Raw genomic sequence first — 21,916 nt, 5'->3', positions numbered from 1 at the left:
CGCTGCCTTCGGCAGCTGGGACGCCGCTACGCGGCGCCCATGCACATCCACGTTATACATTAATTCAACCTCTGTTCTGGGAGGTAGGCTTTAAAGGGTAAGCATCCGTCTTTTCCATGACTTCGGCGTATTCAGTATGTTTTCCGGCCTCAGCGCATTTCCCTTAACCCCGATGAATGAGCACAGATTGGACGAGGCGGCGTTTGTTCGGCTTATTGGACCGCTCGTTGCTGCCAACGTCGATTCAATAAGCGTGCTGGGCTCGACCGGGAACTATGCTTATCTGACCAAGGCCGAGCGTGCGCGTGCTGTAAGGCTCGCGGTGGTGGGTGTCAGCGGAGATGCCTTTGCTGCAAACGGTCTGAATGCCGGTTGTGAGGCTTGGTATTCCGTCGTGTAGTTCTCATGCCGCCACGCAGCGGATTGTCAGAGCGATCGCTTTGTAATATCGTTTGGCGACCACACAAGACAAGCTTTTTTACGTTATTGAATGTTGATCATCAAAAAGGGAGTAAGACCTAATGGAATATAAAGTCGTGGTGTATCAAGAGGGGATGCTGGGGTCGCTGTTGCTGGGCGGCTCCAAGGTCAACCCGCTCAAGTTTACTGATTTCCTGAACAAAAACAGTTCTGAAGGCTGGCGGGTGCAGACCATGGAGAAGGATATCCGCAGAATGCTGTTGTTCTGGAAGCGTGAAGCCTATGTGGTCATCCTTGGTCGGAACACATGAAGTACGGTTCGATCATTTGTACCGGTCTGTTCGTGCTGGGCGTGGCGTTGTCGCTGGTGCAGTTGTGGCTCACCCCGCTGAGCCCGGAATTGTTCTTCAAGTTGATTGTGACGATAGGTGCCTTTTTTGTTGTCGCCTTGGGCATTACCCTGGTGTGTCGGGAATATGTGTCCGATAAGGAAATGAAAAAGAAGGGCTATATCGACTGATATCTACGCGCTGCAGCGGGTATGTGTCTCTGTCGCGCTCGATCGCAAAGCCCCCGGCTGTTGGCGCGGCCGGGGGCTTTGCGTTCATGCTGGTGTCAGGGAGTCGAATAATTCACGGATTGCCCGATTCCTGATCGTGAGATGTAACTTTATTCCCATCTTCGGGATCTGGCGGCAGCGGCGATAAAACGGAACATAACCACGAAAGGACGCGATCTATGAAATATATAAGTCTTTTATTACTGGCTATTCTGACCGGCTGCGCTTCGGGGCCTGCGGAGAAGTCAATGTCAGAAGTACAGCCGTCGCCGGCGGCACTCTTTGCTCCCCCTCCACAACTATGGTCAGCGCAGAAGATACTCAGTGAGTCTCCAGAAGCCTGTGCCGACGAGGCGTTGGAGATACTCAAGGCGCTGCAATTTATCAGTGTGGCGAAAAATGGCACCTATGTTTACGGCAATCTGATGTCCAACCGTGCTGCGATAAAATGCATACCCAATGGTGAGGGCACCTTCGTCTACACTGTAGTGGCTGGGCCGGAGAAGAAGCAGGTCGAGCGGCTGCGTAATGAGATTTTCTGGCGCTTGTAAACCCAGCTACTCAACGTGGCCTGCAGAAAGAAAACTCACTGGATCTGGTTTGTATTCCCTCGGCTCAAAGGGCTTGGCAGCAGTTTCAATGCTGAACGGTACGGCTTGAGTGGGTTGGCTGAAGCCAAAGCGTACCTTGAGCATCCGCTCTTGGGTTCCCGACTCCGTGAAGCGTGTAATGACCCAGGCAAAGGCGGCGGGAGCGAAAATCATCAAGCCGGCGCAGGATACGTTCTGGGGAGACTATGCGGGATATTTCCAGGACCTGGATTCCCATCTGAATTTCGAAACAGGGACAGAGGCATGCGGTGCTGATCTGTTCCCTGCATGCCATCAGTTGAAATTGAATTTTCTTTCGATATCTCTTTTCTTTGTTACGTATTCCCGAGTTTCCAGCTCACCCAGCGTCAGCTGATTATCCAGTTCGGTAATTTCAGCTTCCATATCACGCTTGAGCTTATGCTTGCTCATATCGTAGTTGATTGCCATGGAGCCTTGGTAGCCGCTGACTGGATCCCACAGGATCGAAAGCGGCCAGAAGAGCAGATTCACAACTCCCATTCCGGGTGATCTGGCATAGAAAGAGCCGCCACCGGGCAGCAGACCCAGTGCCGCCCCAACTTCAGGTTTTTTCTCCACAACCAGAACATCAGCGGATTCCATTGCTCGATATTCTCTTTCCTGCATGGAGTTCAGGCCAGTGGCGCAGCCGCTCATCATGGTGAGTGCAACGACACATGCTCCCAGTTTCAAATGCATACAAACAATCCCTTTTAAATTAATTCCTGTCCGCATGACCAGCCCAAGTATTTCTGTGTTTGTCGGCGGTTCCGAATCAAGGCGCTGTGTTTTACAAACGAGGCGACACCTTGGTCGGCGATATCATAATGAAATTAAAACGCCATTGCCATGGTGTTGAAACAAAGAGGGAGGGCACCCTGAACACCTCGCCCATTATTCCAGATCAATACGTGCAACTGCGGCGGAGAAGTGCTTCACGCCAGTAGTCTTAATCTTGGTAGGGCGTTGGGTCGGCTACGCAGGCCTGGGCCATGGCTTCGATGCGTTCCACACAGGTACCGCAACGGCCGCAGTGAATCCTGCCGCCTTCGTAGCAGGACCAGGTGTCCGCCACCGGTACGGTAAAGCGCGCCGCATCCCGGGCGATTTCAGTCTTGTCGGCGTTGACGTAGGGTGCGAACAGGGCCACCTCGGCTACACCATCCAACGCCTTAGCTTGCATCTGGCCGAACAACTGGATGAAGTCAGGGCGACAGTCGGGATAGATGAAATGGTCGCCGCCATGGACCGCCAGGGCGACGCTGTCGAAGCCGCGGGCGGACGCCACGCCGAAAGCAATGGTGAGCATGATGGCGTTGCGGTTGGGCACCACCGTCAGCTTCATGTTCGCTTCGCTGTAATGGCCGTGGGGCACGGCGATGTCATCGGTCAGGGCCGAGCCGGAAAGCTGGCGACCGATAGAGGCGATGTCCATGACCAGATGCGGGACCTCGAGGCGCTCGGCGGCAAGACGCGCGGCGTCGATTTCCTTGCGGTGGCGCTGGCCGTAGTCGAAGGTCAGCAGGGCGCCGAGGGCGTTCTCTGCGGCCAGCCGGTAGGCCAGAGTCACGGAGTCGAATCCGCCGGAGCAGATCAATAATGCATTCATATTGTGTCCTTGTTTTGTCCGGGTAGGCTGCGACCGGGTGAGGTGGGCTATTGTACTATCATCTGCACTGACTCATTGAGTCCGCATCGCCCAAGACACATACGAGGAAATATCATGAGCGCTGGAGCTTCACTTGACCGCTGGCTGGAAGATTCATTGGTCCAGGAGCTTATCGCTCTGAAGGAAACAGCTTGGTTCAATCCGGCTGTGCAGCCTGCGGCAGTGGCGTTGTCCGACGTGGGGCTCACTCTGGACGATATGCATGATGCCAGCGCCCGGCTGACACGCTTCGCTGCTTATATCCGCCGCATTTTTCCGCAGACTGAGCAGGCGGGCGGGATTATCGAGTCGCCTATCCAGCCTGTGCCGCAAATGCAGAACGCCATCGGCCAGCGTTACAACCTGCCGCTTTCCGGACAGCTGTGGCTCAAGCTCGATAACGATCTGCCGATTTCGGGCTCGATCAAGGCGCGTGGCGGCATCTATGAAGTGCTCAAGCACGCAGAGGATCTGGCATTGGCTGCAGGGTTGCTGAGCCTGGATGACGATTACGCGAAACTCGACAGTGATGCCTCTCGTGCTTTCTTCCGGGGGCACCGCATTGCTGTAGGTTCTACCGGCAACCTGGGCCTGTCGATCGGCATCATGAGCGCCACTCTGGGTTTTGAGGTGACCGTGCATATGTCGGCTGATGCACGTGAGTGGAAAAAGGAGTTGCTGCGCGAGCACGGGGTAACCGTGGTTGAGTACGAATCGGATTTCAGCGTTGCTGTGGCTGAGGGAAGAAAGCAGGCTGATGAAGATCCTGCCTGTCACTTCATTGATGACGAGAACTCCACCAGTCTGTTCCTTGGCTACGCTGTTGCGGCGGAGCGATTGAAGCTTCAGCTGGATGCCGCTGGTGTCGTTGTTGATGCTGAACATCCGCTGTTCGTTTACCTACCGTGCGGGGTGGGCGGTGGGCCGGGCGGTGTATCTTTTGGCTTGAAACTGGTGTTTGGTGATGCGGTGCATTGCATTTTTGCTGAACCGACCCACTCACCTTGCATGTTGCTCGGCGTTTATACCGGTCTGCATGATGAGGTATGCGTGCAGGATGTGGGTATCGACAATCTGACTGCTGCTGACGGTCTGGCCGTGGGCCGTCCGTCCGGCTTTGTCGGTAAGGCAATGCAGCGGCTTATTGACGGCTATTACACCATTCAGGATGAAGAGTTGTATGCCTTGCTCGCGCTGTTGGAGCAGAAAGAAGGTATCCGCCTGGAGCCGTCAGCGCTTGCTGGCGTGCCGGGTATTGCTCGCATCCAGGCGCCGGAGCACCAGGCTTATCACCAACGTCTCCAGCTGACTCCCTCCAGATTGGCCAACGCAACCCACCTGGCCTGGGCCACTGGAGGAAGCATGGTGCCGGATGACGAAATGGAGGCCTATCTGGCTAAAGGTAAAGAGGCGCTGAGACAGACCACGGCAGTGTAGGCGGGGTCTGGAGTGATTAAAACTATTTGGGACGTCGTCCGGCATCGGGGTCGGTTGGAGTGGGTTTGATGAATATTCGGGAAGTTACAAGAGACGACTTTGACCGCATCTGGCCAATTTTCCATGAGATCGTCGCTGCGGGTGATACCTATGCGTATCCCCGAGACACGACCAGAGAGCAGGCGCTGAAGCTTTGGCTGGATGCGCCGCGAAAGACCTACCTGGTCGAGGAAGGTGGTCAGGTTCTGGGTACCTATTACATCAAGACCAACCAAGCGGGCCCGGGCGAACATGTCTGCAATTGTGGCTATATGGTTGCGTCCGACGCACGAGGGCTGGGTTTGGCCACGACCCTGTGCGAACACTCTCAAGAGGTTGCCAAGGAGCTTGGCTACAAGGCGATGCAATTCAACTTCGTCGCAGCCAGCAATGAGGGTGCAGTGAGGCTCTGGAACAAGCTGGGCTTCGCTACCGTAGGTAGACTGCCCAAGGCGTTTCAGCATCCCTCCAAAGGCTATGTTGATGCCTTGGTGATGTACAAATGGTTGGAACCAGGGTCGTAGCTCTCAGCAGATAGCATACGGGCCGGCAGGTCGCCGGCTCGTATGCTGTGCCGGTTATCAGCTTATGGGGTGAGCTGGCCACGCACCTCGCCACCTGGATTCGCCTCAGTGTGCACATTGATGTACAGATTCCCTTCCTTGAAGCTGACGTATTGTGCTTCGGTCAATTGCGCGCCCTCCGGTACTGACCAGGTGTCGTCATCGCTTTGCTCCAGTGGAACGATGACTGGTCCATTGGCATCGGCAGCGGCTTCATGGATGTGCGCCATGGTGCCGGGGACGTTGTTGGTGGTGACGCTGCCGCTGACGCTACGATCCTCGCCAATCTCGATAACACCCATGCCACTGCCCGCTGTTTCAACGGCGGGGACTTCATGCTCACCGGCCAGGGTCACTTCAATACGCATTGCTTCAGCCCAGACAGCGCTGCTGAACGCCAGGGCTACCAGTAACCCGCTCAAGGGTAGAACTGCACGAGCCGTTTTTCTCTGATACATAAATTGCCCCTCATTGCATTCCGTGTTTGTGGTATAGCTGCGGACGGTCAAACTACACTTTCTCTGTGTTTTGTTCCGGTACTCCGTTAACTGTAGCAGCCGCCGAGATTTCTTTGAGAACAGGTGACGAAAGGAGGTATCCGCGATGCTCATCACCATTGCACGTTACAGTCTGCCTTACGAAGCACATATCGCTAAATCCCGACTGGATTCGGAAGGCGTCCCGGCGTTTGTTGCGGATGAGCACACCATCAACATGCAGTGGCTGCTATCCGATGCGCTTGGCGGAGTTCGGTTGCAGGTGCCGGAGGCGCATGTTGATGCGGCGCTGGCGATTCTGGCGGAGGACCGCGAACAGGATTTGATAGATGAGCAGGGCGTGGATACAACGCCATGCCCGCGCTGCGGTAGTGAAGATACTGAGTATCACCAGATTGGGCGGCGTTGGGCGTTTCTGGCATTTCTTGGCTTGGATTTTCCGTTGTTCCCGGTCAAGGATGGGGTCAGATGCAGGCAATGTGGGCGGGTTTCTGCGGTGAGGTGATCGGCGCTATGTCCAGGATGTCAGCGTGAACCTCGTGTGGCACGCCGCGTCATTCTCCAAGCGAGCCCCAGCCCCGCCAACAGACCTGCAAGCATGATCTGTCCTGCCGCGATCACCCATCCCAATGCGAGAGAGTTGCCTGCCAGGCTGCTGATAACACATCCCATCAGTGACACCGCTCCGAACAGGCGCAGTCTTTGGCGTCGCCCCTCGCTTGGGCTGGTGTTGAACAGATCCCGGTGATGCCGGGACATGGCCAGGCTCAGAGCGAGCATGCCGTTGCAAGCCAGTGCGAAAGCAATCAGCGTCATGCTGCCATTTCCTGTTCGGCGTCCGGTTCTACTTTCAGTTCTCTGGCTTGCGTGGCGGAGGTTGTGTTTATCGTTCGCCAGATGCAGATCACGCCCGTTAGTAGCATAACCATGTCAACAGCGGCCAGCGCGGGTTCATGGCCCAGAGTCGCAAGCAGGTGGCCGTGGCTTGTAGTCAGGCCGTTCACCAGCGGAAGACCCAGCGCGAGCAAGCCCAGCAGGGCGAATAATGTTCTGGTCTGCGCCGCTGCGGATTTCCGGAAGAGCAGCGCAAAGCCAGTGACCGCCAGCCAGGCTCCGACAAAGCTCCAGCCTTCCGCGCTGGCGCGGGATGTCATATCCGCAGGAATCAGCCGGTTGGCCCAGAGCAGAGCAATGGAGGCAATGGGCAAGCCGAAGAACACCGCTGTGTTCAGTGCCCTCACCACACTCAAACCGGAAGTCTGCCGATTGGCGCGTTTGCGCAGCCAGACGTTATTGCCGGCGATCAACATCATGCAACCGGCCAGGCCCAGCAGCGCATACAACACCCGTATAATCTGCCCGCCAAACTGGGCCATGTGCAATCCGACCATCCAGATGTAGGCGCGATAGCCGGCGGGAGCCTGTTGCTGGTTCAACAGTTCGCCGGTGAAGGCGTCATAGCTGAGCGTGTCCTGGGGCGAGCCGATGCGCGACGGGTCGAGGCGGCGGAGACTGACCACCGAAGAGGCGTCCTGAGGATGCTCAACGATGATCCAGCCAATATCGTCGCTTTTCCAGTGTTGGCGGGCGTCTTCAAGCAGGCCGTCAATGGAGACCGTCTTGCCCGCCGGTTGGTCCAGCTCATTACGGTGGAAGCCACCCTGCACCTCGGTATAGAACGCCATCGGATCGCCGTTGTAGGCAACCAGCGCACCGGCGGGCATATAAGAGGAAACGAAAATGGCAACGCCTGTGTAGGCCAGCACCAGGTGAAAGGGCAGGCCGATGACGCCGAACAGATTGTGCGCATCGAGCCAGGCCCGTTGCCCGTTGGCGTTGGGGCGCAGGGTGAAGAAGTCCTTGAAGATCCGGCGATGGATGATGATGCCCGAGACCAGCGCGGTGAGCATGAACATGCCGGCCAGGCCGACGAGATACATGCCGATCTGCCCGGCATGCAGGTTGTAGTGCAGGGTGAAGAAGAAGTCCCCGCCTATCGTATCGGGCAGCCGCTCGCCGCTGGCAGGATTGAATGCGGCTTTGCCGCGCTGGCCGCTGGCGTCCTCTTCCCAACCCAGTTGCCAATAGGGCACCCGTTGCGTGGGACCATGCATCCAGTAGGCATGCAGGGGTGCGCTGACGTTGTCGTTGAGCCAGGCGCTGATATCGTCCGCCCCCGCGACTGTGGTTGTGGTTGTGGTAGTGGCCGGGGCATGCAGCGCCGGACGCATCCAGTGTTCCAGCTCCTTGTCGAAGCAGGCCAGGGTGCCGGTGAAGATGACGACGAACAACACCCAGCTGGGCAGCAGTCCGCCCCAGGTGTGCAGCCCGGCCGTGGTCTGGCGTAAGGTCATGGGCGCAGCCTCCAGTCAGTGGGCAGGTAAGCCAGCAGATAGAGGCCGGCGGCGCTAAAGAGCAGTATCAGCCAGGTATGGGACGGACTGCGCGCGCCGAAGGCGTAGAGGGCGGCGGCAACCCAGATCGCGAAGCACAACAGGCTGGCGGTCACTACCCGGTTGGCGCGAGACAGTGGCAGATATACGCTAAAAAACGCGGTAAAGCCGAAGGCCAGCAGGTAGCCGCCGACCAGCGCGGCAAGGCCGCGGCTGATCAGTTCGGCGGTTCTGGATCTGAGCAGGTGCAGCAGGGCGGAGGCTTGCATCAGAAGGTGTAACTGAGTGAGCCGACCAGCGTGCGGCGACTGCCAATAAAACAGTCACCCCGCGCCAGGCAGGTGGTGTAATAGGTTTCGTCCTCGAGGTTGGTGGCGTTGAGGGCGGCGGTCCAGTTGTCGCGGCTGTAGCTGAGCATGGCGTCGAACAGGGTGGTTGATGGGGTTTTCAAGCTGTCGGTGCCATCCCAGCTGGCGCCTACATAACGTACGCCGGCGCCGGCACTGAAGCCCGGCAGGCCGAACAGGGCGAAGCGATGCTGGCTCCACAGCGAGGCCATGTGCTCCGGCGTACTGGCCAGGCGGTGACCTTGTTCCACCGCCGAGCCCTTGACGATCTCGGTGTCCAGGTAGGTATAGGTGGCAATGAGATCCCAGCGGGGTGTTACGCTGGCCAGAGCTTCCAGTTCCAGGCCGCGTGAGCGGGTTTCGCCGGTTTGAATGGTATTGAGCGGATTGGCCGGGTCCGGCATGCGACGGTTCTGCTCACGAAGATCGAAGAGCGCGGCGGTATACAGGCTGGCGCTGCCGGGCGGCTGGTACTTGATCCCCAGCTCCCATTGCTCGCCTTCCATGGGTTTGTACGGTTGGTTATCGGCGGCATTCAGCCCGATCACCGGCTGGAAGGATTCGCTGTAGCTGAGATAGGGCGCCAGGCCGTTATCCAGCAGATAGGTCAGGCCGATATGGCCGGTGGTGGCATCGTCCTTCTGCCGGGTGCCGCCTTCGGTGCGGTTGTCGGCCCAGTCCTTGCGCAGCCCGAGCGTCAGCAGCCAACGCTGATAGCGGATCTGATCCTGCAGATACAGCCCGCGTTGAGCCACGGTCTGCTCGGGGTCGGCGGTCAGGCTGATGATGGATGGGTCGAAGGTGCCATACACCGGGTTGTACAGATCCAGCGGCGTCGCTGCACCGCCCGCCTGATCCCGATTGGTTACTGCATGCTGGTAATCGGCGCCGATCAGAAGGGTGTGCTGGAAGGGGCCGGTATCGAACAGCGCCTGGGCATTCTGGTCCGCGGCCCAGACATCCACCTCGGGTTTGGAGACGTGGTAGATACGGTTGAGCGTGCGGTCATCCGCCGCCAGGACCGGCGGCCAGCCGTAGATCTGCTGATAGCTGACCTCGCTTTCCTGGTAGCGCAGGTTCTGGCGCAGGATCCAGGTTTCATTGAGGCGCCAGGTCAGCAGGGAGGTCAGGGCCAGCTGTTCGGTGTCGTACTCATCGAAGCCCGGCTCGCTGACGAACAGATTGGTATCGAAACGCCCGTAAGGTGCGCTGAGCAGAGTGCCGCGGTGAGGGAGAAACTGCGAGGTGGATCCGCTGTCATCGCGCTGGATGTTGGCGAGCAGGGTCCATTCCAGATTGTCGGTGGGTTGCCAGGTGATCGAGGGCATCAATACCAGCCGGTCATCATCCACATGATCTACCTGGGTGCCGCTGTCGCGGGCGATGGCAACGACGCGGTAGAGCCAGTTGCCGTCGTCGGTCAGCGGGCCGGTGCTGTCGATGGCGATCTGCTTGCGATCATGGGTGCCATATTGCAGTTGCAGCTCGGTCTGCTGCCGCGATTGCGGGCGCTTGCTCACCAGATTTACCAGCCCGCCCACCGGACTCTGGCCATAGAGCATCGACGCGGGGCCCTTGAGAACCTCGACCCGCTCCAGGGCGAATGGGTCAGGACGGGTATTGGTATAGCTGCCGAAACTCTGCTGCAGCCCATCCAGAAACGCAGCCGGTGAGCTGCCGCGGATCAGCGCCGAATCCCCACGTGCATCCAAACCATAGGCTTCGCCACGGACACCGGAAACATAGCGCAGCGCATCCTGCACGGTCTGCACACCCTGGTCGCGCATCCGCTCGGCCGTTACCACGCTGATGGAGCGGGGCGTTTCGGTCAGGGCGGTGTCGGTCTTGGTGGCAGTGGCTGAGCGGGTGGCGGTGTAACCCTCGACCGGCCCTGTGGCCGACTCCGTCTCGCTACCGAAAATGATGTCATCGGGTAGGTCGACTGCTGAGGATTGGGCGACTGCCGGAAGGGCAATCAGATATCCCAGTACTACGCCGAGGCGCAGGGAGACGGGAAGCGGGCGACGGGCACGACGAGGGGCATGGGGCATTGGCGGAGGTCCTGTTGTTTTCCGCAATGCTAATGAGAATGATTCTATGTTGCAAGTTGTGTAGTTTGTTGTCTGTCACAAAAATGCCAACCGGTGCAAACTCCCCTACAACGTTTTCGCTGTGAGCAGAGTGATGCGGATACCGCTGGCGCGTTAATACATGGCGAATGGTCTAATACGCGGACTATAGGTGTGTAGTATTACACTGTCGTTGCATTTTTATTATTCCGGCCCCCTTGATGAACCACTGCGCAAATCACAGCAGATTGGCAACCCCGAACGGAATATGCACCATCGGAATATCACCCGCTTCCGACTCCAGGTGCGAGCGCTGGTCATCGAAGAACATGTGAGGTTTGAGCACGCTCAGAATCCGATCTTTCTTCATGCCACCGAGAAAAAACACTTCGTTGGGGTTAACGCCCCAGTGTTCCAGCGTGGTAATGACACGCTCGTGTGAAGGGGCATTGCGGGCGGTGACTATGGCGGTGCGCAGTACGCGCTCGTAGTTTTTATCGTTTGCCAGCGCTTGATCTTCCAGGTGCTGCAGGTGCGATATCTTGCGGAACAGGTCAGCCAGTGGGCCTGGTGTATGAGGTATGTGCGAGTGGGACGTTTCGTGTGCCTGAAACTCCTCCAGCGAGCCGGACTTGTAGACCCGTTCCGAGGCGTCATCGGCAATCACACCGTCGAAGTCGAAGGCGATGCGCAGCTCGACATCATCTTCATCATCGACCACGTGGCTGGGCAGAACGGTGCCGGCCGGATGACCATAATCGATGGCTTGCAACACGTCACCTTCGTTGGCACTGAGAAACAGCGAGGCATTGAACGCCGGGATGTAGGCGTAGGGAGACTTGCCCTCCAGGAACGCCGCTCGGCTGATGTTCAGGCTGTGGTGGACGATGGAATTGAAAACCCGCTTGCCGGTGATGGCGGAGTTGCGTGACAACAGCACTACCTCGACCGGGCATTGCTCGGGAAACTTGCGGTTAATGCTGAGAAATCGCCGCACAAAAGGGAAGGCCACGCCTTTGCCCAACGGCGTATGCAGATGTTCCTGCTGATATTCCCGGTAGGCTTTTTCCCCATGTTCGCGAAACACCTGGTCGGAGTCGGTCAGATCGAACAGGGCACTGGAAGCAATGGCGATGACGAGTTTCTGGTCGATGGGGTAGGACATGGGTTCCGGATCCGTTTGGCTGTGCAGGCTCCATGGTAGCTGATCCACGGGCCAACGAAGCGGAATCATCGGCCACGCACGGCGGGAACAAAGCGGTTGGCTGCGGGTCTGCATAAACGAGGCTGACCTGACGCCGTGCCGGCCCGTTTGAATGAGGATTGGAAGATGACATATCGTGCTGTAGTTGCGCTGCTAATGGCAGGCCTGATGGTTTCGGTGGTACAGGCTGGCCCTCCTGAGGGCAAAGGTCCGGGGCACAACCAGGGTGCGGAACATCGTGGGAACGGTAATTCCGGACATGGTCATCCTGGAAGGGGTAATCAGAAACATGACAACCGGGACCACCATCGCCATGAGCGGCAGAGAGATTCCATCGATGCTCTGATCGAGGCGGGTATCACTGCCGCCATGGCCCGGGAATACGCGCATAGTTACAACTACCGCGGCCGTTCCTCCCTGCCGCCGGGCATCCGCAAGAATCTCATGCGCGGCAAACCGCTTCCTCCGGGGATCGCCAAGAAGGTGCAGTCGGGTCGGTTTCTTGAGCACTTGCCGAGGTACTCCGGATACGAATGGCAGCAGGCAGGCGTTGATCTGGTACTGGTGAGCATCGCCAGTGGCGTCATTGCTGATATTCTGTATGACGTTTTCGACTGATGACACATTCTTGCTATGGCGCTTCCTACCACAATGGCCCTTGGCGCCACTGCCGCACCAGCCAATCCGCTGGTGGAAGTCTACCGCGATGACTGGCTGCTCGCGGTACACAAGCCCGCTGGGCTGCTGGTCCATCGCAGCCCGATAGATCGACACGAAACCGAGTTTGCCTTGCAGTATGCGCGGCAGCTCAATGGCGGCGAGCATGTCTATCCGGTGCACCGGCTGGATCGGCCTACCTCGGGTCTACTGGTATTTGCCCGCGACCCGGAGACTGCCAGTACGCTGGGCAAGGCGCTGATGGCCGGACAGGTCAGCAAGTCCTATCTGGCCATGGTGCGAGGTTGGGCGCCGGAAGTCGGGCTGATCGATCATCCCTTACGCGAACACGCCACCGACCGGCGTTGCAAGGACGAGCCTCAACCGATCCGCGATGCGACCAGCCGCTACCAGCGTCTGGCCACCACCGAGATTCCGGTCGAGATAGAAGGTTACCCGGTCAGCCGTTACAGCTTGCTGGCGCTCTACCCGGAAACGGGTCGCAAGCATCAACTGCGACGGCACATGCAGCACATCAGCCATCCCATCATTGGCGATACCAACTATGGGCGCACCCGACACAATCATTATTTTGCCGAACGCTTCGGCGGCGGCCGACTGATGTTGGCTGCCACTGGGATGGTGTTCCAGCACCCTGCAACGGGCGAGCCGCTGCAGTTGCACTGTGAGCCGGAGCAGAGCTTTATGCAGGTGCTGTCAATCTTTGATCAGTTGCCGCCGCTGATGGCCCAATAAGCGCTCAGATACCCGTCACTACATGCCCGTCGATCGGTGCAATACGGCCGTTGACCAGGGTGTCGATCAATGTCTGGGTTGCCTCCAAACCCTGATGGGTTTCCAGCACGAGCCAGGGGCTTTCGGTGTCACTGACCCGTTGGATGAAGCTCAGCTGCGCTTCGTTGAAGCGGCGGGTGACTTCCGCCGGACCCCAGTCAGCGTTGCGCTTGCGAATCTGGTCGGGGGCGAAGTAAGCCTTGGGTTGTGGACCGGAGAGTTGCAGGTCCTGTTCGCTGATATGGTCCTGGCTGTGAGCCGAGCCAGCGTAGCAGTCATGAACCAGTGCCTTGTCAAAATGAGCGTGCACTCGTTGGCGTAGTTCGGCATTGCCGGAAAAGTCCACGTACAGAGTCGGGACGCTGGGGTCCAGGGTTTCGAGCTGGTCATAGGTGACGCTCCTCTGGTAGCAACCAAGGCCGTCGACATACGCCTGATTGGTCGCTGATGTGATGCCCACTACCTCGATGTCCTTGCCCTGCAGACAGAAAACCGTACCGAATGCTGTTTTGCTGGAGGCGCTGGACACCAGGACGCGCTTGGCATCGAAGAAGTGATTGTCCTCCAGATAGTCTGCCAGCATGAACGATGTGATGAACAGCGGCCGCAGCAGCATCTGATAATCTTCATTCTCGGGACGGTAGGCGGCGTCGGTGCTGTTGCGCTGGTATTGGTTATAAGCCGAGACCAGATCTAGGCGATGCTTACTGCCATCATAAAAACCGCGCTCGGTGATGCGCACCGGTTCGACCACCAAGTGGCTGGCGATCGGCCAATAGCCGTAGAAGCGCTCGCCAACGGCAAGGCCTTCCACTGTTGTGCTCACTACCTCGGCAAAACCCCAGGCAGGCATGTGACCCCAAGCCGCGTCGTCGGTGGGGAAATAGTTCCAGTAGCGCAGGTGCGGGGTGTCGCCAAAGGCGGCATAAGTGATGTTGTTGGTGGTCAGCGCCAGGCGGTGGATCTTTAGTAGTGCCTCGCCGGGTTGCAGGTCACCCTGGGTTTGGGTAACGATGCGGGTGCGCGCGAGGTCGCGCTTGTCAGTTTGCAGGCTTTGGATCTGAGTCATGATGGGCTCCGGTAAAGATAATCTTGCAGTACACAGACTGTACGCCAGCCCTGCGCTGGCCGGGTTCGGATAACCATGAACAACAAGATACCCCCTGTAACCCGCAGTAAGCCGCTGAAACGCCCGACTCAAGCGCGGGCGCGCTTCACTGTGCAGGCGATATTCGATACCTATGTTCGGATTTGGCAGCGCGATGGCTGGACCGGACTCACTACCCGTGCGGTGGCGCTGGAGGCTGGCGTTGCGGTGGGCACCTTGTATGACTACTTTCCGAGCAAGGAGGCGCTGCACTCAGCCTATGTGCGCCATTGCATCGAACGGCTGATCCAGGCGGTGGACCTGCAGGTGGTGCAGCCGACCGAGCTGGGTTGGCAGCAGCGGATTCACCTGCTGATCCAGTTGCTCAGCGGTATGCAGCGTGAAGAATTGTCCTGGTTCCACCCGGACATGATGGAACTGGAGCCGTTGATTGCGGAACAGAAGTACCAGCTGCGCGCCTATGCCGAGCTCCTCGCCATGTGGCAGCGGGTAATGAACGCCTGCACCGATCTGCCGAAACAGCCAGATGGGAACCTGATCGAGGCGCTGCATCTGGCAGTATGGGGCGGTCGGCGCTATGCCATGCAGCTGCGTCTGGATGAGCAGCGGATGCGGGCCTGGGCAGAGCAGATGGAGGCGCTCTGCCTGGCGCGGCTTGGTTAGGCGCCTTTCGCCAACTCGGCCTCGATCGCTGCCACCAGCCGCGGATCGTCCGCTTTCACATCCGGGGCGAAGCGCGCGACCACCTCGCCGTTGCGGTTGATCAGAAATTTCTCGAAGTTCCACAGCACATCCGCCGGACTCTCCGGGTTCACGCCGAAGCCTTTCAGCCGCTCGCGAAACGGGCCGTCGCCGGTGGCCTGGGGCTGGGCGCGGGTCAGTTCGGCGTACAGCGGGTGCTGCGCCTCGCCGATCACCGAGATCTTCGAGAACAGCGGGAAGTGCACGTCGTAGGTGGTCGAGCAGAAATCGCGGATCTCTTCCTCGCTGCCGGGTTCCTGACCCTTGAAGTCATTGGCCGGGAAGCCGAGCACTTCCAGTCCTTCGCCGTGCTTGGCCTGATACAGGGCTTCGAGTCCTTCGTATTGCGGTGTCAGGCCGCATTTGGAAGCGACGTTGACCGCCAGCAATACTTTGCCACGGTAATCAGCCAGGCTGCCGGCTGTGCCGTCGATGCGGGTCAGGGGAATATTGTACAGAGTGTTCATGGTTGCTCCTTTGTCGTTGTTGGGCAGTGGTTATTGAAGGTAGCAGAACCGCGGGCGAACGGGCAGCCTGCGATCCGCTTTACTGAACTACGCTTGAAGAGCTATCACTGTTCAGGAGGGTGGGTCATGACCATGTCAGGAAGCTGTCTGTGCGGAGGAGTAGGGTACGAGATTCAGGGCGAGTTGTGCGATGTGTACAACTGCCATTGCACCATGTGTCGCAAGCTGCATGCAGCGGCATTCAGGACGTCCTGCAAGATTCGTTCAGCGGACTGGAAGACGGTGAAGGGTGAGGAGCTGATTCGCTTCTACGAGTCCTCGCCGGGCGAGCACAAGGCGTTCTGTTCGGTCTGCAGTACCAGTCTGTTCACCCGTTTCGACGCCCAGCCCGAGGCATTTGGTTTCCCTCTGGGTACGCTGGATACCGACCCGGGCGTCCGCGCGCAGCGGCACGTGTTTGTCGGCAGCAAGGCACCCTGGTTCGAGATTACTGATGATCTGCCCCAGTATGATGAGTTTGACCAGGGAAATGGTTAACCGCAGTCGGAAGCGATATCCTTTGAAGGATCATTACCGAGCAGCGTCCCTGCGCTGCGATTCTGAACGCGCGTGCCGCCGAAGAGCTCCCTGCAGGCGGTAAATGATGTTTCGGAAGTGTAATGAAGAACTTTACTGAAGGACCCATCGCCAGGCAGCTGGGGACATTTTCCCTGCCCATCGTCGTGAGCAGTCTGTTGCAGGTCTCCATCCAGCTGATCAATGGTCTGTGGGTAGGGAATCTGTTGGGCAGTGGGGCCTTCGGTGCGGTAACGGTCGGCACTATTCTGATGATGGTGGTGCTGGCTTTTGTAATGGGAGTCAATCAGGCGACCCTGGCAATCTTCGCCCAGTTGCGTGGCCGGGGCGATAAGGCGGCGATGCGCGACTACTTGAGCGCCTTTGTCATCATCCTCGGCCTGTTGTCAGTTGTCATCAGCATCCTTGGCTATGTTTTTGCCGACGCCTTGCTGGCGCTGCTCAACACGCCTGCTGCGATTATCGATGACGCGCGGGTGTATCTGCAGATCAACTTCGTCGGTACCGTACTGCTGGTCGGTTACAACTTTGTCAGTACGGTGCTGCGTGCCTTTGGCGATAGCCGCACGCCGCTGTATTTCGTGCTTCTGGCGACTGTCCTGACCACCCTGTTGTCGCCATTATTCATTGGTGGATTCCAGTGGGGAATTGCAGGGGCGGCTTATGCCATTGTCGCTGCCCAGGGCGGGGCTTTTCTCTACAGTCTGGTGCATCTGGCGCGGAAGTTTCCGGGGCACGGGTTTCGCTTGCGGTTGCCGCAGCGGGCGGAAGTGCAAACCATACTGCGACTGGGCATTCCCTCCGGAGCGCAGATGGTTGTTATCCATGCAGGCACCACCGTCATCCTGTCATTGGTGAACAGTCTGGGGGCGGATGCGGTGGCCGGCTTCGGCGCGGCCCAACGGTTGGATAACCTCATCCTGCTGCCGGCGGTGGCGCTGGGCACAGCGGTCACGGCGATGGCCGGGCAGAATATCGGCGTGCAACAGTGGTCGCGGGTAACGCAGATAACCCGAGCGGGGCTCATCTACAACACGAGCATCATGTTGCTGCTGGCCAGTGTCCTGTATATCTGGGCGGAGCCGCTGATCAGGCTGTTCATTCAGGACGAGGCCAGTGTGGCCTTTGGCACCAGCTATCTGAAGACGATTGCCTTTTTCTATCCGTTCATCGGCTTGAATTTTGTTTTCAACAGCGTGGTGCGAGGCGCCGGGGCGATGTTCCAGGTGCTGGCACTGAACATCATTTCTCTGTGGATTTTGCGTGTGCCTCTGGCTTACTGGGCCACCGCCGTGTACGGCGAAACCGGTGTGGCGCTGGGCATCGGCCTGAGCTTTCTGCTCAGTTCGGTGTTTTCTTTCGCCTATTATCGGTGGGGCGGATGGAGAGAAAAGAAACTGTTTGAGTAGGTGTCATTTTTTATTGGATCGGCTGTTATTATTTGCGGCCGATACCAGAAGAGTGACAGAAGATGAAAAGCTGGATATTCCTGTCCGTTGCGATTGTGGCCGAGGTCATTGCCACCTCGGCATTGAAGGCCAGTGAGGGATTCAGCAAACCCTTGCCGACCCTGCTGATGGTGGTCGGTTACGCTATCGCTTTCTATCTTCTGGCGCTGACCTTGCGCACCATTCCGGTGGGTGTTGCCTATGCGATCTGGTCTGGCGCGGGAATAGTGCTGATTACCGCGGTGGCGTGGTTCATGTACGGGCAGAAGCTGGACCTGCCGGCGCTGCTTGGCATGGGGCTGATTGTTGCCGGGGTGGTGGTGCTTAATGTGTTTTCCAAGGCGGTTGCCCACTGAGCCGGGGGGATTGCCCCAACCAGGCTCAGTCCTTCTTCAAGCGATATATCAGCTTGCTGATGCGCGGTGCACCGATAGCGATCAAGGTGAACGCAATGGGCCAGGCAATATAGAACGCACGCCACCAGCGAGACGCGAAGCCGTCAGTGAGCCCGGTGTTGGCCCAGGTGATAACGAAGGTCATGATGCTGACCATGTACAGTGACATCGCCAGCGCGATTACCAACGGTATATAACGGATATTGATCACGGCCTTTCGCACCCTCTGGAGAAATAGCGGCGCATTATAGGGCATTTGTTCTGCATGCTGCTGTAGAGGGGCTGCGGCGCGTTAGCCGTGGGTGCTGGGATGGGTTATAATTCGATCTGTTCAGCCAGCCGACATGATGCTGAGGCTGGCGTGAAGCTTCAAAAAGTGAGGACGACCTCACTTTTCCTTTCTAGCGGGGACGGCCCCATATCAGGAGGTTTCTGATGAATTGGGCCATTCTTGTTGTCGCGGGTCTTTTCGAAATTGGCTGGGCTATCGGGCTGAAATACACCGAGGGTTTCACGCGTCTGTGGCCGACGCTGGGCACGGCCTTGTCCATGTTGATCAGTGTCTGGTTGTTGGGTCTGGCGATGAAAACTTTGCCGGTGGGGACCGCCTACGCGGTCTGGGTTGGCATCGGCGCGGTAGGTACAGTTTTACTCGGTATGCTGTTGTTCGATGAGCCGGCCAACCCGCTGCGGCTGGTGAGTCTGGTGCTGATCGGAGCCGGTATTGTCGGACTCAAGCTGGCTACCAGCTGAGGTTTGCGGAGTTGCCCCTGACGCCGGGCCACTGCAAGATAGACCTATTTCCACCAAATGAAGTCGCTGACGTTGGAGCCACCCCATGAGAATCATCCTCGGCCTGATGCTCCCGCTTGCGCTGGTCGCGTGTAGTTCCAATGAGCTCCCCTATGGGCTGTACAGTGAAAAAGTGGAAGTCTGCTTTCACTCACCGGACGGATTCGAGTGTGAGGGCGAGGCGGAGAATACGGTGCGGGTAGCGCCCGCGACCGGTGGTGGGGCGACGGTGGATCTGGATCTGGTCTTCACCAATGGCCACTCCTGCACTGCACGTGAGGCGGCAGGGGAGTGGCTGGAAGAGCGGCTGCGGGTGACGGTGGGCAGCGGGGCGGAGGCCTGTCAGTTCGGCCTCGATTTTGCTGACGAGAGCCTTACTATCTCTGACAGTGCAGACCGGCCCTGCCGGCCTGCCATCTGTGGGGCGAGAGGCATGCTTGAGGGCATGACGCTGCCGTTTACGGCGCCTCTGTAAAGAACCAAAGCTATAAATCCATCTGCTGCTGGATACCCTGGCTCCTTTCCCTGGCATTCAGCGGCTCGCCGCGGGTAGCGTCATAAGTCAGTTGGCCTTGATACAGGCGCGCCGGGCGGGTGTAGGGATGTTCTTCGGTGTGCTTCTCGTCCTGAATGTGCATGACCCGGGTGCCGCTGGCCATCAATACATCGGAGATCAATGAGCGGTGGCAGCGCCACCAGAGCACTTCGGCGCACATCATGCTGGTGCGTCGTCGCACAGCCAGCTGCTGCAGGCGCTCGAGGCCGGTGGCGAACTCCCCGGTGGCAGTATGGTCGGCGTAGCCGCGAAAGGAGGTGTTGCGCCACGCAGTGTTTACCGAATCCGCTGCCGGCTGGCGCCGACCACCCAATTCGGTGATCAGCAGATACTCGATACCCTGCTCATGCAGGCTGGCGCGCAATGCCTCCTGGCCGAACTGCGGCAGGCGGCGCGAGCCGGGAAAGCGCCGCACATCCGCCACGGCTTCGATTCGGTAATGCTGGAGCAGAGCGATGAACTCTTCAATCGAGCGCGTCGAGTGACCTAGGGTCCAGATGGTATCGGCCTGCTCCATGCTCAATTGATCCTGGTCAGGGCATCTTCCCTGTGCATGGCGATGTGATCTGTCTTGTCGCTCTGGATCTCGTATTGTGGCGATTCCTTGCTAGCCCGACGCGGGTGGCCTTTGTAGGTGGTATCCGCAGTATGCACCTTGATGATGGTGCCGCTGACCCGCCCGGCTTCGGAGTTCCAGCTGACGTGATCGCTGACCTTGAACTTGTGGCTCATGACCTGTTTCCCTCCATATCCTCTTATTGCTGTGACCCGAGTCAGGCTGGAAGGTTTGTCCTGACTCAGTGCCGGTTGGCATGGCGGCGGCAGCGGACTAGTCTTTCCCCGTTGTGATACTCAAACCCTACTCGACAATTCGGGAGATGCGATATGGAAACCATGGAACTGCACCGTGGGCGATTGATTGATCATGTTCAGCTGGTAGTGCGGGATATGCCCGCTGCACAACGGTTCTACACGGCCATCGCCGAGGTGCTGAACATCCCTATTGGTGGCGCCGAAGAGGGGTTTTTCTGGATTGATGAACTGGTCATCTCCACCGCCGACTCCGAAGCGGCGCAGGGCACAGTGACCGGGCGCCAGCATCTGGCATTTCAGGCGCGGGACGAGGCCATGGTCGAGGCGTTCCACAAGGCCGCCTTGGCCAGTGGAGGACAGGACAACGGTGCGCCGGGGTTGCGTTCCTATCATCCTGGTTACTACGCCGCCTTTGTTCTGGATCCAGAGGGCAATAATATCGAGGCGGTGTTTCATGGTGAGGCGCGCCGCAGCGCGCCGTCGGTACACATCAGCTTCGAGCCGGATTGAGGCCGTGAAGGCAGGCGCGAGGGAGGCATCTGTAATATATTGATCGGACTGGTTTTCCTTTATCCGAAAGGTTCGATCCCTTGTCCGACTCAAGACGTCTGCCGCGCTGGTTGTTGATTCTGCTGCCTGTTGTGTTGTTGGTTGCCTGGATTGGCTGGCAGCAATGGCAGGGGCCCGAGGTGACCGGTTATCAATTGGCGATGCGCCCTCTGGTGCAGCGGGTGGTTGCCAGTGGTGAGGTGGACAGCCAATCGCTTGCCCAGATCGGCAGTGAAATCACCGGTGTGGTGAAGGCGCGGCATGTGCGCGAGGGCGACAGCGTCAAGGCGGGTGACCTGCTGCTGGAGTTGCGTGATGAAGAACAGCAAGCCCGGCTGCTCGAAGCCCAGGCGGCGTTGCAGCAACTGGTTAAATCCCAACGTCCGCAGGCCCAGGCCGCCTTGCGTGAGGCACAGAGTGATCTGCAGCAGGCGGCGCGTGAGCGTGAGCGGCGGGATACGCTTTTCCAGCGGCAGTTGGTATCGATGGAGCAGCGCGAGCAGTCGCGTCAGGCGGAAACCAGTGCCAGGGTCAGACGGGACCGGGCGCAGCTGGCGGCTACCGCTGCCGCCGCCGGGGGCAGTGACGAGCAGGTATTGCAACAGCGGCTGGCCGCGGCCAGCGCCGCGCTGGAGAAAACACGGATTCGTGCCCAGGTGGATGGCGTGGTGCAGGTACGTCAGGTCGAACCGGGCGATCTGGTGCAGCCGGGCACCATGCTGCTGCAGGTTGCTCGCTCCGACAGCCGCGAGATCATAGTGCCGCTGGACGAGAAGGATCTCGGGCCGGTGGCCATCGACCAGCCGGCGCTGGTCATCGCCGATGCTTTTCCGTTGAAAGCATTGGAAGCCAAAGTCAGCTTTATCGCCCCGGCGATCGATACCAATCGCGGCACCATCGACATCCATCTCGAGGTGCTGGGGCCGGCGGATTTTCTGCGTCAGGGCATGACGGTGTCGGTGGATATCCGTACCGGCCGTCGCGAGCAGGCGCTGGTGCTGGCCAATGATGCATTGCAAAACCGCCGAGGCACCCAGGCCGAGGTGCTGCGTTGGAGTGCGGATCGGCAAGTGGAGCGGGTGCCGGTGCAATTGGGTTTGCGCGGTACCGGGTTGACCGAGATTGTCGAGGGGCTGAGCGCCGGTGATGTGGTGCTGACGGGCGATGTGGCGGAAGGGCAGCGCGTGCGGGTGCGGATTGAGCCGATGTTGGCGGGCGGCCGGGAGTGATAA

At 58.7% G+C, this 21,916-nt stretch carries 31 protein-coding genes; 18 read left to right on the top strand and 13 right to left on the bottom strand.

Going from position 1 to position 21,916, the window contains the following annotated elements; genetic code table 11:
* The first annotated feature begins 136 nt into the window (after window positions 1-136).
* From INT39_RS11870 to INT39_RS22820, 5 genes are all read left to right on the top strand, one after another.
* Complete coding sequence (locus tag INT39_RS11870; protein ID WP_226944717.1) at window positions 137-400, top strand: dihydrodipicolinate synthase family protein; 264 nt, start codon at window positions 137-139, stop codon at window positions 398-400.
* A 121-nt stretch (window positions 401-521) separates the two neighbouring features.
* The gene (locus INT39_RS11865; RefSeq protein ID WP_193074111.1) at window positions 522-731 is read left to right on the top strand and encodes a DUF4177 domain-containing protein; all 210 of its coding nucleotides are present in this window, start codon (window positions 522-524) and stop codon (window positions 729-731) included.
* Complete coding sequence (locus tag INT39_RS11860) at window positions 728-940, top strand: hypothetical protein (protein ID WP_090271737.1); 213 nt, start codon at window positions 728-730, stop codon at window positions 938-940. The genes INT39_RS11865 and INT39_RS11860 overlap by 4 nt, the downstream gene beginning before the upstream one ends.
* A 287-nt stretch (window positions 941-1,227) precedes the next feature.
* Window positions 1,228-1,530, top strand: coding sequence for a hypothetical protein (locus INT39_RS11855; RefSeq protein ID WP_193074110.1), 303 nt, complete (start codon window positions 1,228-1,230; stop codon window positions 1,528-1,530).
* Window positions 1,531-1,545: 15 nt separating this feature from the next.
* A complete protein-coding gene (locus INT39_RS22820) occupies window positions 1,546-1,845 on the top strand; it encodes a DUF1810 family protein (RefSeq protein ID WP_193074109.1) in 300 nt (99 codons plus the stop codon).
* 18 nt (window positions 1,846-1,863) lie between these two features.
* On the opposite strand, the gene INT39_RS11845 is transcribed toward INT39_RS22820, so the two are convergent.
* Both INT39_RS11845 and queC read right to left on the bottom strand, forming a co-directional pair.
* Window positions 1,864-2,289: a hypothetical protein gene (locus tag INT39_RS11845; protein WP_090271740.1), complete on the bottom strand. Its 426-nt coding sequence runs from the start codon at window positions 2,287-2,289 to the stop codon at window positions 1,864-1,866.
* A 250-nt stretch (window positions 2,290-2,539) separates the two neighbouring features.
* Window positions 2,540-3,199, bottom strand: coding sequence for a 7-cyano-7-deazaguanine synthase QueC (gene queC, locus INT39_RS11840; RefSeq protein WP_193074108.1), 660 nt, complete (start codon window positions 3,197-3,199; stop codon window positions 2,540-2,542).
* A 114-nt stretch (window positions 3,200-3,313) separates the two neighbouring features.
* Between queC and dsdA the strand changes: the two genes are divergently transcribed.
* Together dsdA and INT39_RS11830 are read left to right on the top strand one after the other, a co-directional pair.
* Window positions 3,314-4,675: a D-serine ammonia-lyase gene (dsdA, locus tag INT39_RS11835; protein WP_193074107.1), complete on the top strand. Its 1,362-nt coding sequence runs from the start codon at window positions 3,314-3,316 to the stop codon at window positions 4,673-4,675.
* 68 nt (window positions 4,676-4,743) lie between these two features.
* Complete coding sequence (locus INT39_RS11830; protein WP_193074106.1) at window positions 4,744-5,238, top strand: GNAT family N-acetyltransferase; 495 nt, start codon at window positions 4,744-4,746, stop codon at window positions 5,236-5,238.
* 62 nt (window positions 5,239-5,300) lie between these two features.
* On the opposite strand, the gene INT39_RS11825 is transcribed toward INT39_RS11830, so the two are convergent.
* Window positions 5,301-5,735, bottom strand: a complete 435-nt coding sequence (locus tag INT39_RS11825; protein WP_193074105.1) for a CHRD domain-containing protein — start codon at window positions 5,733-5,735, stop codon at window positions 5,301-5,303.
* Window positions 5,736-5,880: 145 nt separating this feature from the next.
* Here INT39_RS11825 and INT39_RS11820 point away from each other — a divergent pair, with 145 nt between their 5' ends.
* On the top strand, window positions 5,881-6,279 hold the full coding sequence (locus tag INT39_RS11820) for a DUF2007 domain-containing protein (RefSeq protein ID WP_193074104.1): 399 nt from the start codon (window positions 5,881-5,883) through the stop codon (window positions 6,277-6,279).
* A gap of 20 nt (window positions 6,280-6,299) precedes the next feature.
* Here the strand turns inward: INT39_RS11820 and INT39_RS11815 are convergent, their stop codons facing one another.
* The 5 genes from INT39_RS11815 to INT39_RS11795 all read right to left on the bottom strand — a co-directional run bounded on the left by INT39_RS11815 (window position 6,300) and on the right by INT39_RS11795 (window position 11,748).
* Window positions 6,300-6,590: a DUF3325 domain-containing protein gene (locus INT39_RS11815; protein WP_193074103.1), complete on the bottom strand. Its 291-nt coding sequence runs from the start codon at window positions 6,588-6,590 to the stop codon at window positions 6,300-6,302.
* On the bottom strand, window positions 6,587-8,128 hold the full coding sequence (locus INT39_RS11810) for a PepSY-associated TM helix domain-containing protein (RefSeq protein WP_193074102.1): 1,542 nt from the start codon (window positions 8,126-8,128) through the stop codon (window positions 6,587-6,589). Before INT39_RS11810 ends, INT39_RS11815 begins: the two co-directional genes overlap by 4 nt.
* Complete coding sequence (locus INT39_RS11805) at window positions 8,125-8,436, bottom strand: DUF3649 domain-containing protein (RefSeq protein ID WP_193074101.1); 312 nt, start codon at window positions 8,434-8,436, stop codon at window positions 8,125-8,127. Before INT39_RS11805 ends, INT39_RS11810 begins: the two co-directional genes overlap by 4 nt.
* Window positions 8,436-10,565, bottom strand: coding sequence for a TonB-dependent siderophore receptor (locus tag INT39_RS11800; RefSeq protein ID WP_193074100.1), 2,130 nt, complete (start codon window positions 10,563-10,565; stop codon window positions 8,436-8,438). Before INT39_RS11800 ends, INT39_RS11805 begins: the two co-directional genes overlap by 1 nt.
* 256 nt (window positions 10,566-10,821) lie before the next feature.
* Window positions 10,822-11,748, bottom strand: coding sequence for a 5'-nucleotidase (locus INT39_RS11795; RefSeq protein ID WP_193074099.1), 927 nt, complete (start codon window positions 11,746-11,748; stop codon window positions 10,822-10,824).
* Window positions 11,749-11,913: 165 nt separating this feature from the next.
* Here INT39_RS11795 and INT39_RS11790 point away from each other — a divergent pair, with 165 nt between their 5' ends.
* On the top strand, window positions 11,914-12,405 hold the full coding sequence (locus tag INT39_RS11790) for an anti-virulence regulator CigR family protein (protein WP_193074098.1): 492 nt from the start codon (window positions 11,914-11,916) through the stop codon (window positions 12,403-12,405).
* A gap of 15 nt (window positions 12,406-12,420) precedes the next feature.
* Complete coding sequence (locus INT39_RS11785; RefSeq protein ID WP_226944716.1) at window positions 12,421-13,200, top strand: pseudouridine synthase; 780 nt, start codon at window positions 12,421-12,423, stop codon at window positions 13,198-13,200.
* 4 nt (window positions 13,201-13,204) lie between these two features.
* On the opposite strand, the gene INT39_RS11780 is transcribed toward INT39_RS11785, so the two are convergent.
* Complete coding sequence (locus INT39_RS11780) at window positions 13,205-14,308, bottom strand: DUF2855 family protein (protein WP_193074097.1); 1,104 nt, start codon at window positions 14,306-14,308, stop codon at window positions 13,205-13,207.
* Between the two features lie 75 nt (window positions 14,309-14,383).
* Between INT39_RS11780 and INT39_RS11775 the strand changes: the two genes are divergently transcribed.
* Window positions 14,384-15,010 carry a TetR/AcrR family transcriptional regulator gene (locus INT39_RS11775; RefSeq protein WP_193074096.1) on the top strand — a complete coding sequence of 209 codons (627 nt, stop codon included), beginning with the start codon at window positions 14,384-14,386 and terminating at the stop codon, window positions 15,008-15,010.
* On the opposite strand, the gene INT39_RS11770 is transcribed toward INT39_RS11775, so the two are convergent.
* Window positions 15,007-15,555, bottom strand: coding sequence for a glutathione peroxidase (locus INT39_RS11770; RefSeq protein ID WP_193074095.1), 549 nt, complete (start codon window positions 15,553-15,555; stop codon window positions 15,007-15,009). The two genes, INT39_RS11775 and INT39_RS11770, sit on opposite strands and share 4 nt — an antisense overlap.
* Before the next feature lie 126 nt (window positions 15,556-15,681).
* On the opposite strand from INT39_RS11770, the gene INT39_RS11765 reads away from it, so the two are divergent.
* From INT39_RS11765 to INT39_RS11755, 3 genes are all read left to right on the top strand, one after another.
* Window positions 15,682-16,092: a GFA family protein gene (locus INT39_RS11765; RefSeq protein WP_193074094.1), complete on the top strand. Its 411-nt coding sequence runs from the start codon at window positions 15,682-15,684 to the stop codon at window positions 16,090-16,092.
* Between the two features lie 122 nt (window positions 16,093-16,214).
* Entirely contained in the window at window positions 16,215-17,540 is a 1,326-nt protein-coding gene (locus INT39_RS11760) for an MATE family efflux transporter (RefSeq protein WP_193074093.1), read from the top strand.
* A gap of 62 nt (window positions 17,541-17,602) precedes the next feature.
* On the top strand, window positions 17,603-17,935 hold the full coding sequence (locus INT39_RS11755; RefSeq protein WP_193074092.1) for a DMT family transporter: 333 nt from the start codon (window positions 17,603-17,605) through the stop codon (window positions 17,933-17,935).
* A 25-nt stretch (window positions 17,936-17,960) separates the two neighbouring features.
* Here the strand turns inward: INT39_RS11755 and INT39_RS11750 are convergent, their stop codons facing one another.
* Window positions 17,961-18,185 carry a DUF2798 domain-containing protein gene (locus INT39_RS11750; RefSeq protein WP_319021348.1) on the bottom strand — a complete coding sequence of 75 codons (225 nt, stop codon included), beginning with the start codon at window positions 18,183-18,185 and terminating at the stop codon, window positions 17,961-17,963.
* A gap of 224 nt (window positions 18,186-18,409) precedes the next feature.
* Between INT39_RS11750 and sugE the strand changes: the two genes are divergently transcribed.
* Together sugE and INT39_RS11740 are read left to right on the top strand one after the other, a co-directional pair.
* Window positions 18,410-18,727 carry a quaternary ammonium compound efflux SMR transporter SugE gene (sugE, locus tag INT39_RS11745; RefSeq protein ID WP_193074090.1) on the top strand — a complete coding sequence of 106 codons (318 nt, stop codon included), beginning with the start codon at window positions 18,410-18,412 and terminating at the stop codon, window positions 18,725-18,727.
* A 232-nt stretch (window positions 18,728-18,959) separates the two neighbouring features.
* A complete protein-coding gene (locus INT39_RS11740; protein ID WP_193074089.1) occupies window positions 18,960-19,241 on the top strand; it encodes a hypothetical protein in 282 nt (93 codons plus the stop codon).
* 10 nt (window positions 19,242-19,251) lie between these two features.
* Here the strand turns inward: INT39_RS11740 and INT39_RS11735 are convergent, their stop codons facing one another.
* Window positions 19,252-19,839 (bottom strand): DUF488 family protein, encoded by a 588-nt coding sequence (locus INT39_RS11735; RefSeq protein WP_193074088.1) that lies wholly within the window; start codon window positions 19,837-19,839, stop codon window positions 19,252-19,254.
* Window positions 19,840-19,841: 2 nt separating this feature from the next.
* Window positions 19,842-20,054 carry a DUF2945 domain-containing protein gene (locus tag INT39_RS11730; RefSeq protein ID WP_193074087.1) on the bottom strand — a complete coding sequence of 71 codons (213 nt, stop codon included), beginning with the start codon at window positions 20,052-20,054 and terminating at the stop codon, window positions 19,842-19,844.
* A 153-nt stretch (window positions 20,055-20,207) separates the two neighbouring features.
* Between INT39_RS11730 and INT39_RS11725 the strand changes: the two genes are divergently transcribed.
* Both INT39_RS11725 and INT39_RS11720 read left to right on the top strand, forming a co-directional pair.
* Window positions 20,208-20,645, top strand: a complete 438-nt coding sequence (locus INT39_RS11725) for a VOC family protein (protein WP_193074086.1) — start codon at window positions 20,208-20,210, stop codon at window positions 20,643-20,645.
* A gap of 80 nt (window positions 20,646-20,725) precedes the next feature.
* Window positions 20,726-21,913 (top strand): efflux RND transporter periplasmic adaptor subunit, encoded by a 1,188-nt coding sequence (locus INT39_RS11720; protein WP_193074085.1) that lies wholly within the window; start codon window positions 20,726-20,728, stop codon window positions 21,911-21,913.
* The last annotated feature ends 3 nt before the right edge of the window (window positions 21,914-21,916 follow it).

The sequence above is a fragment of the Pseudomonas sp. FME51 genome, assembly GCF_014897305.1.
Note: the sequence above shows the minus strand (reverse complement) of the source record. Positions and strands in the feature narration are given on the sequence as shown.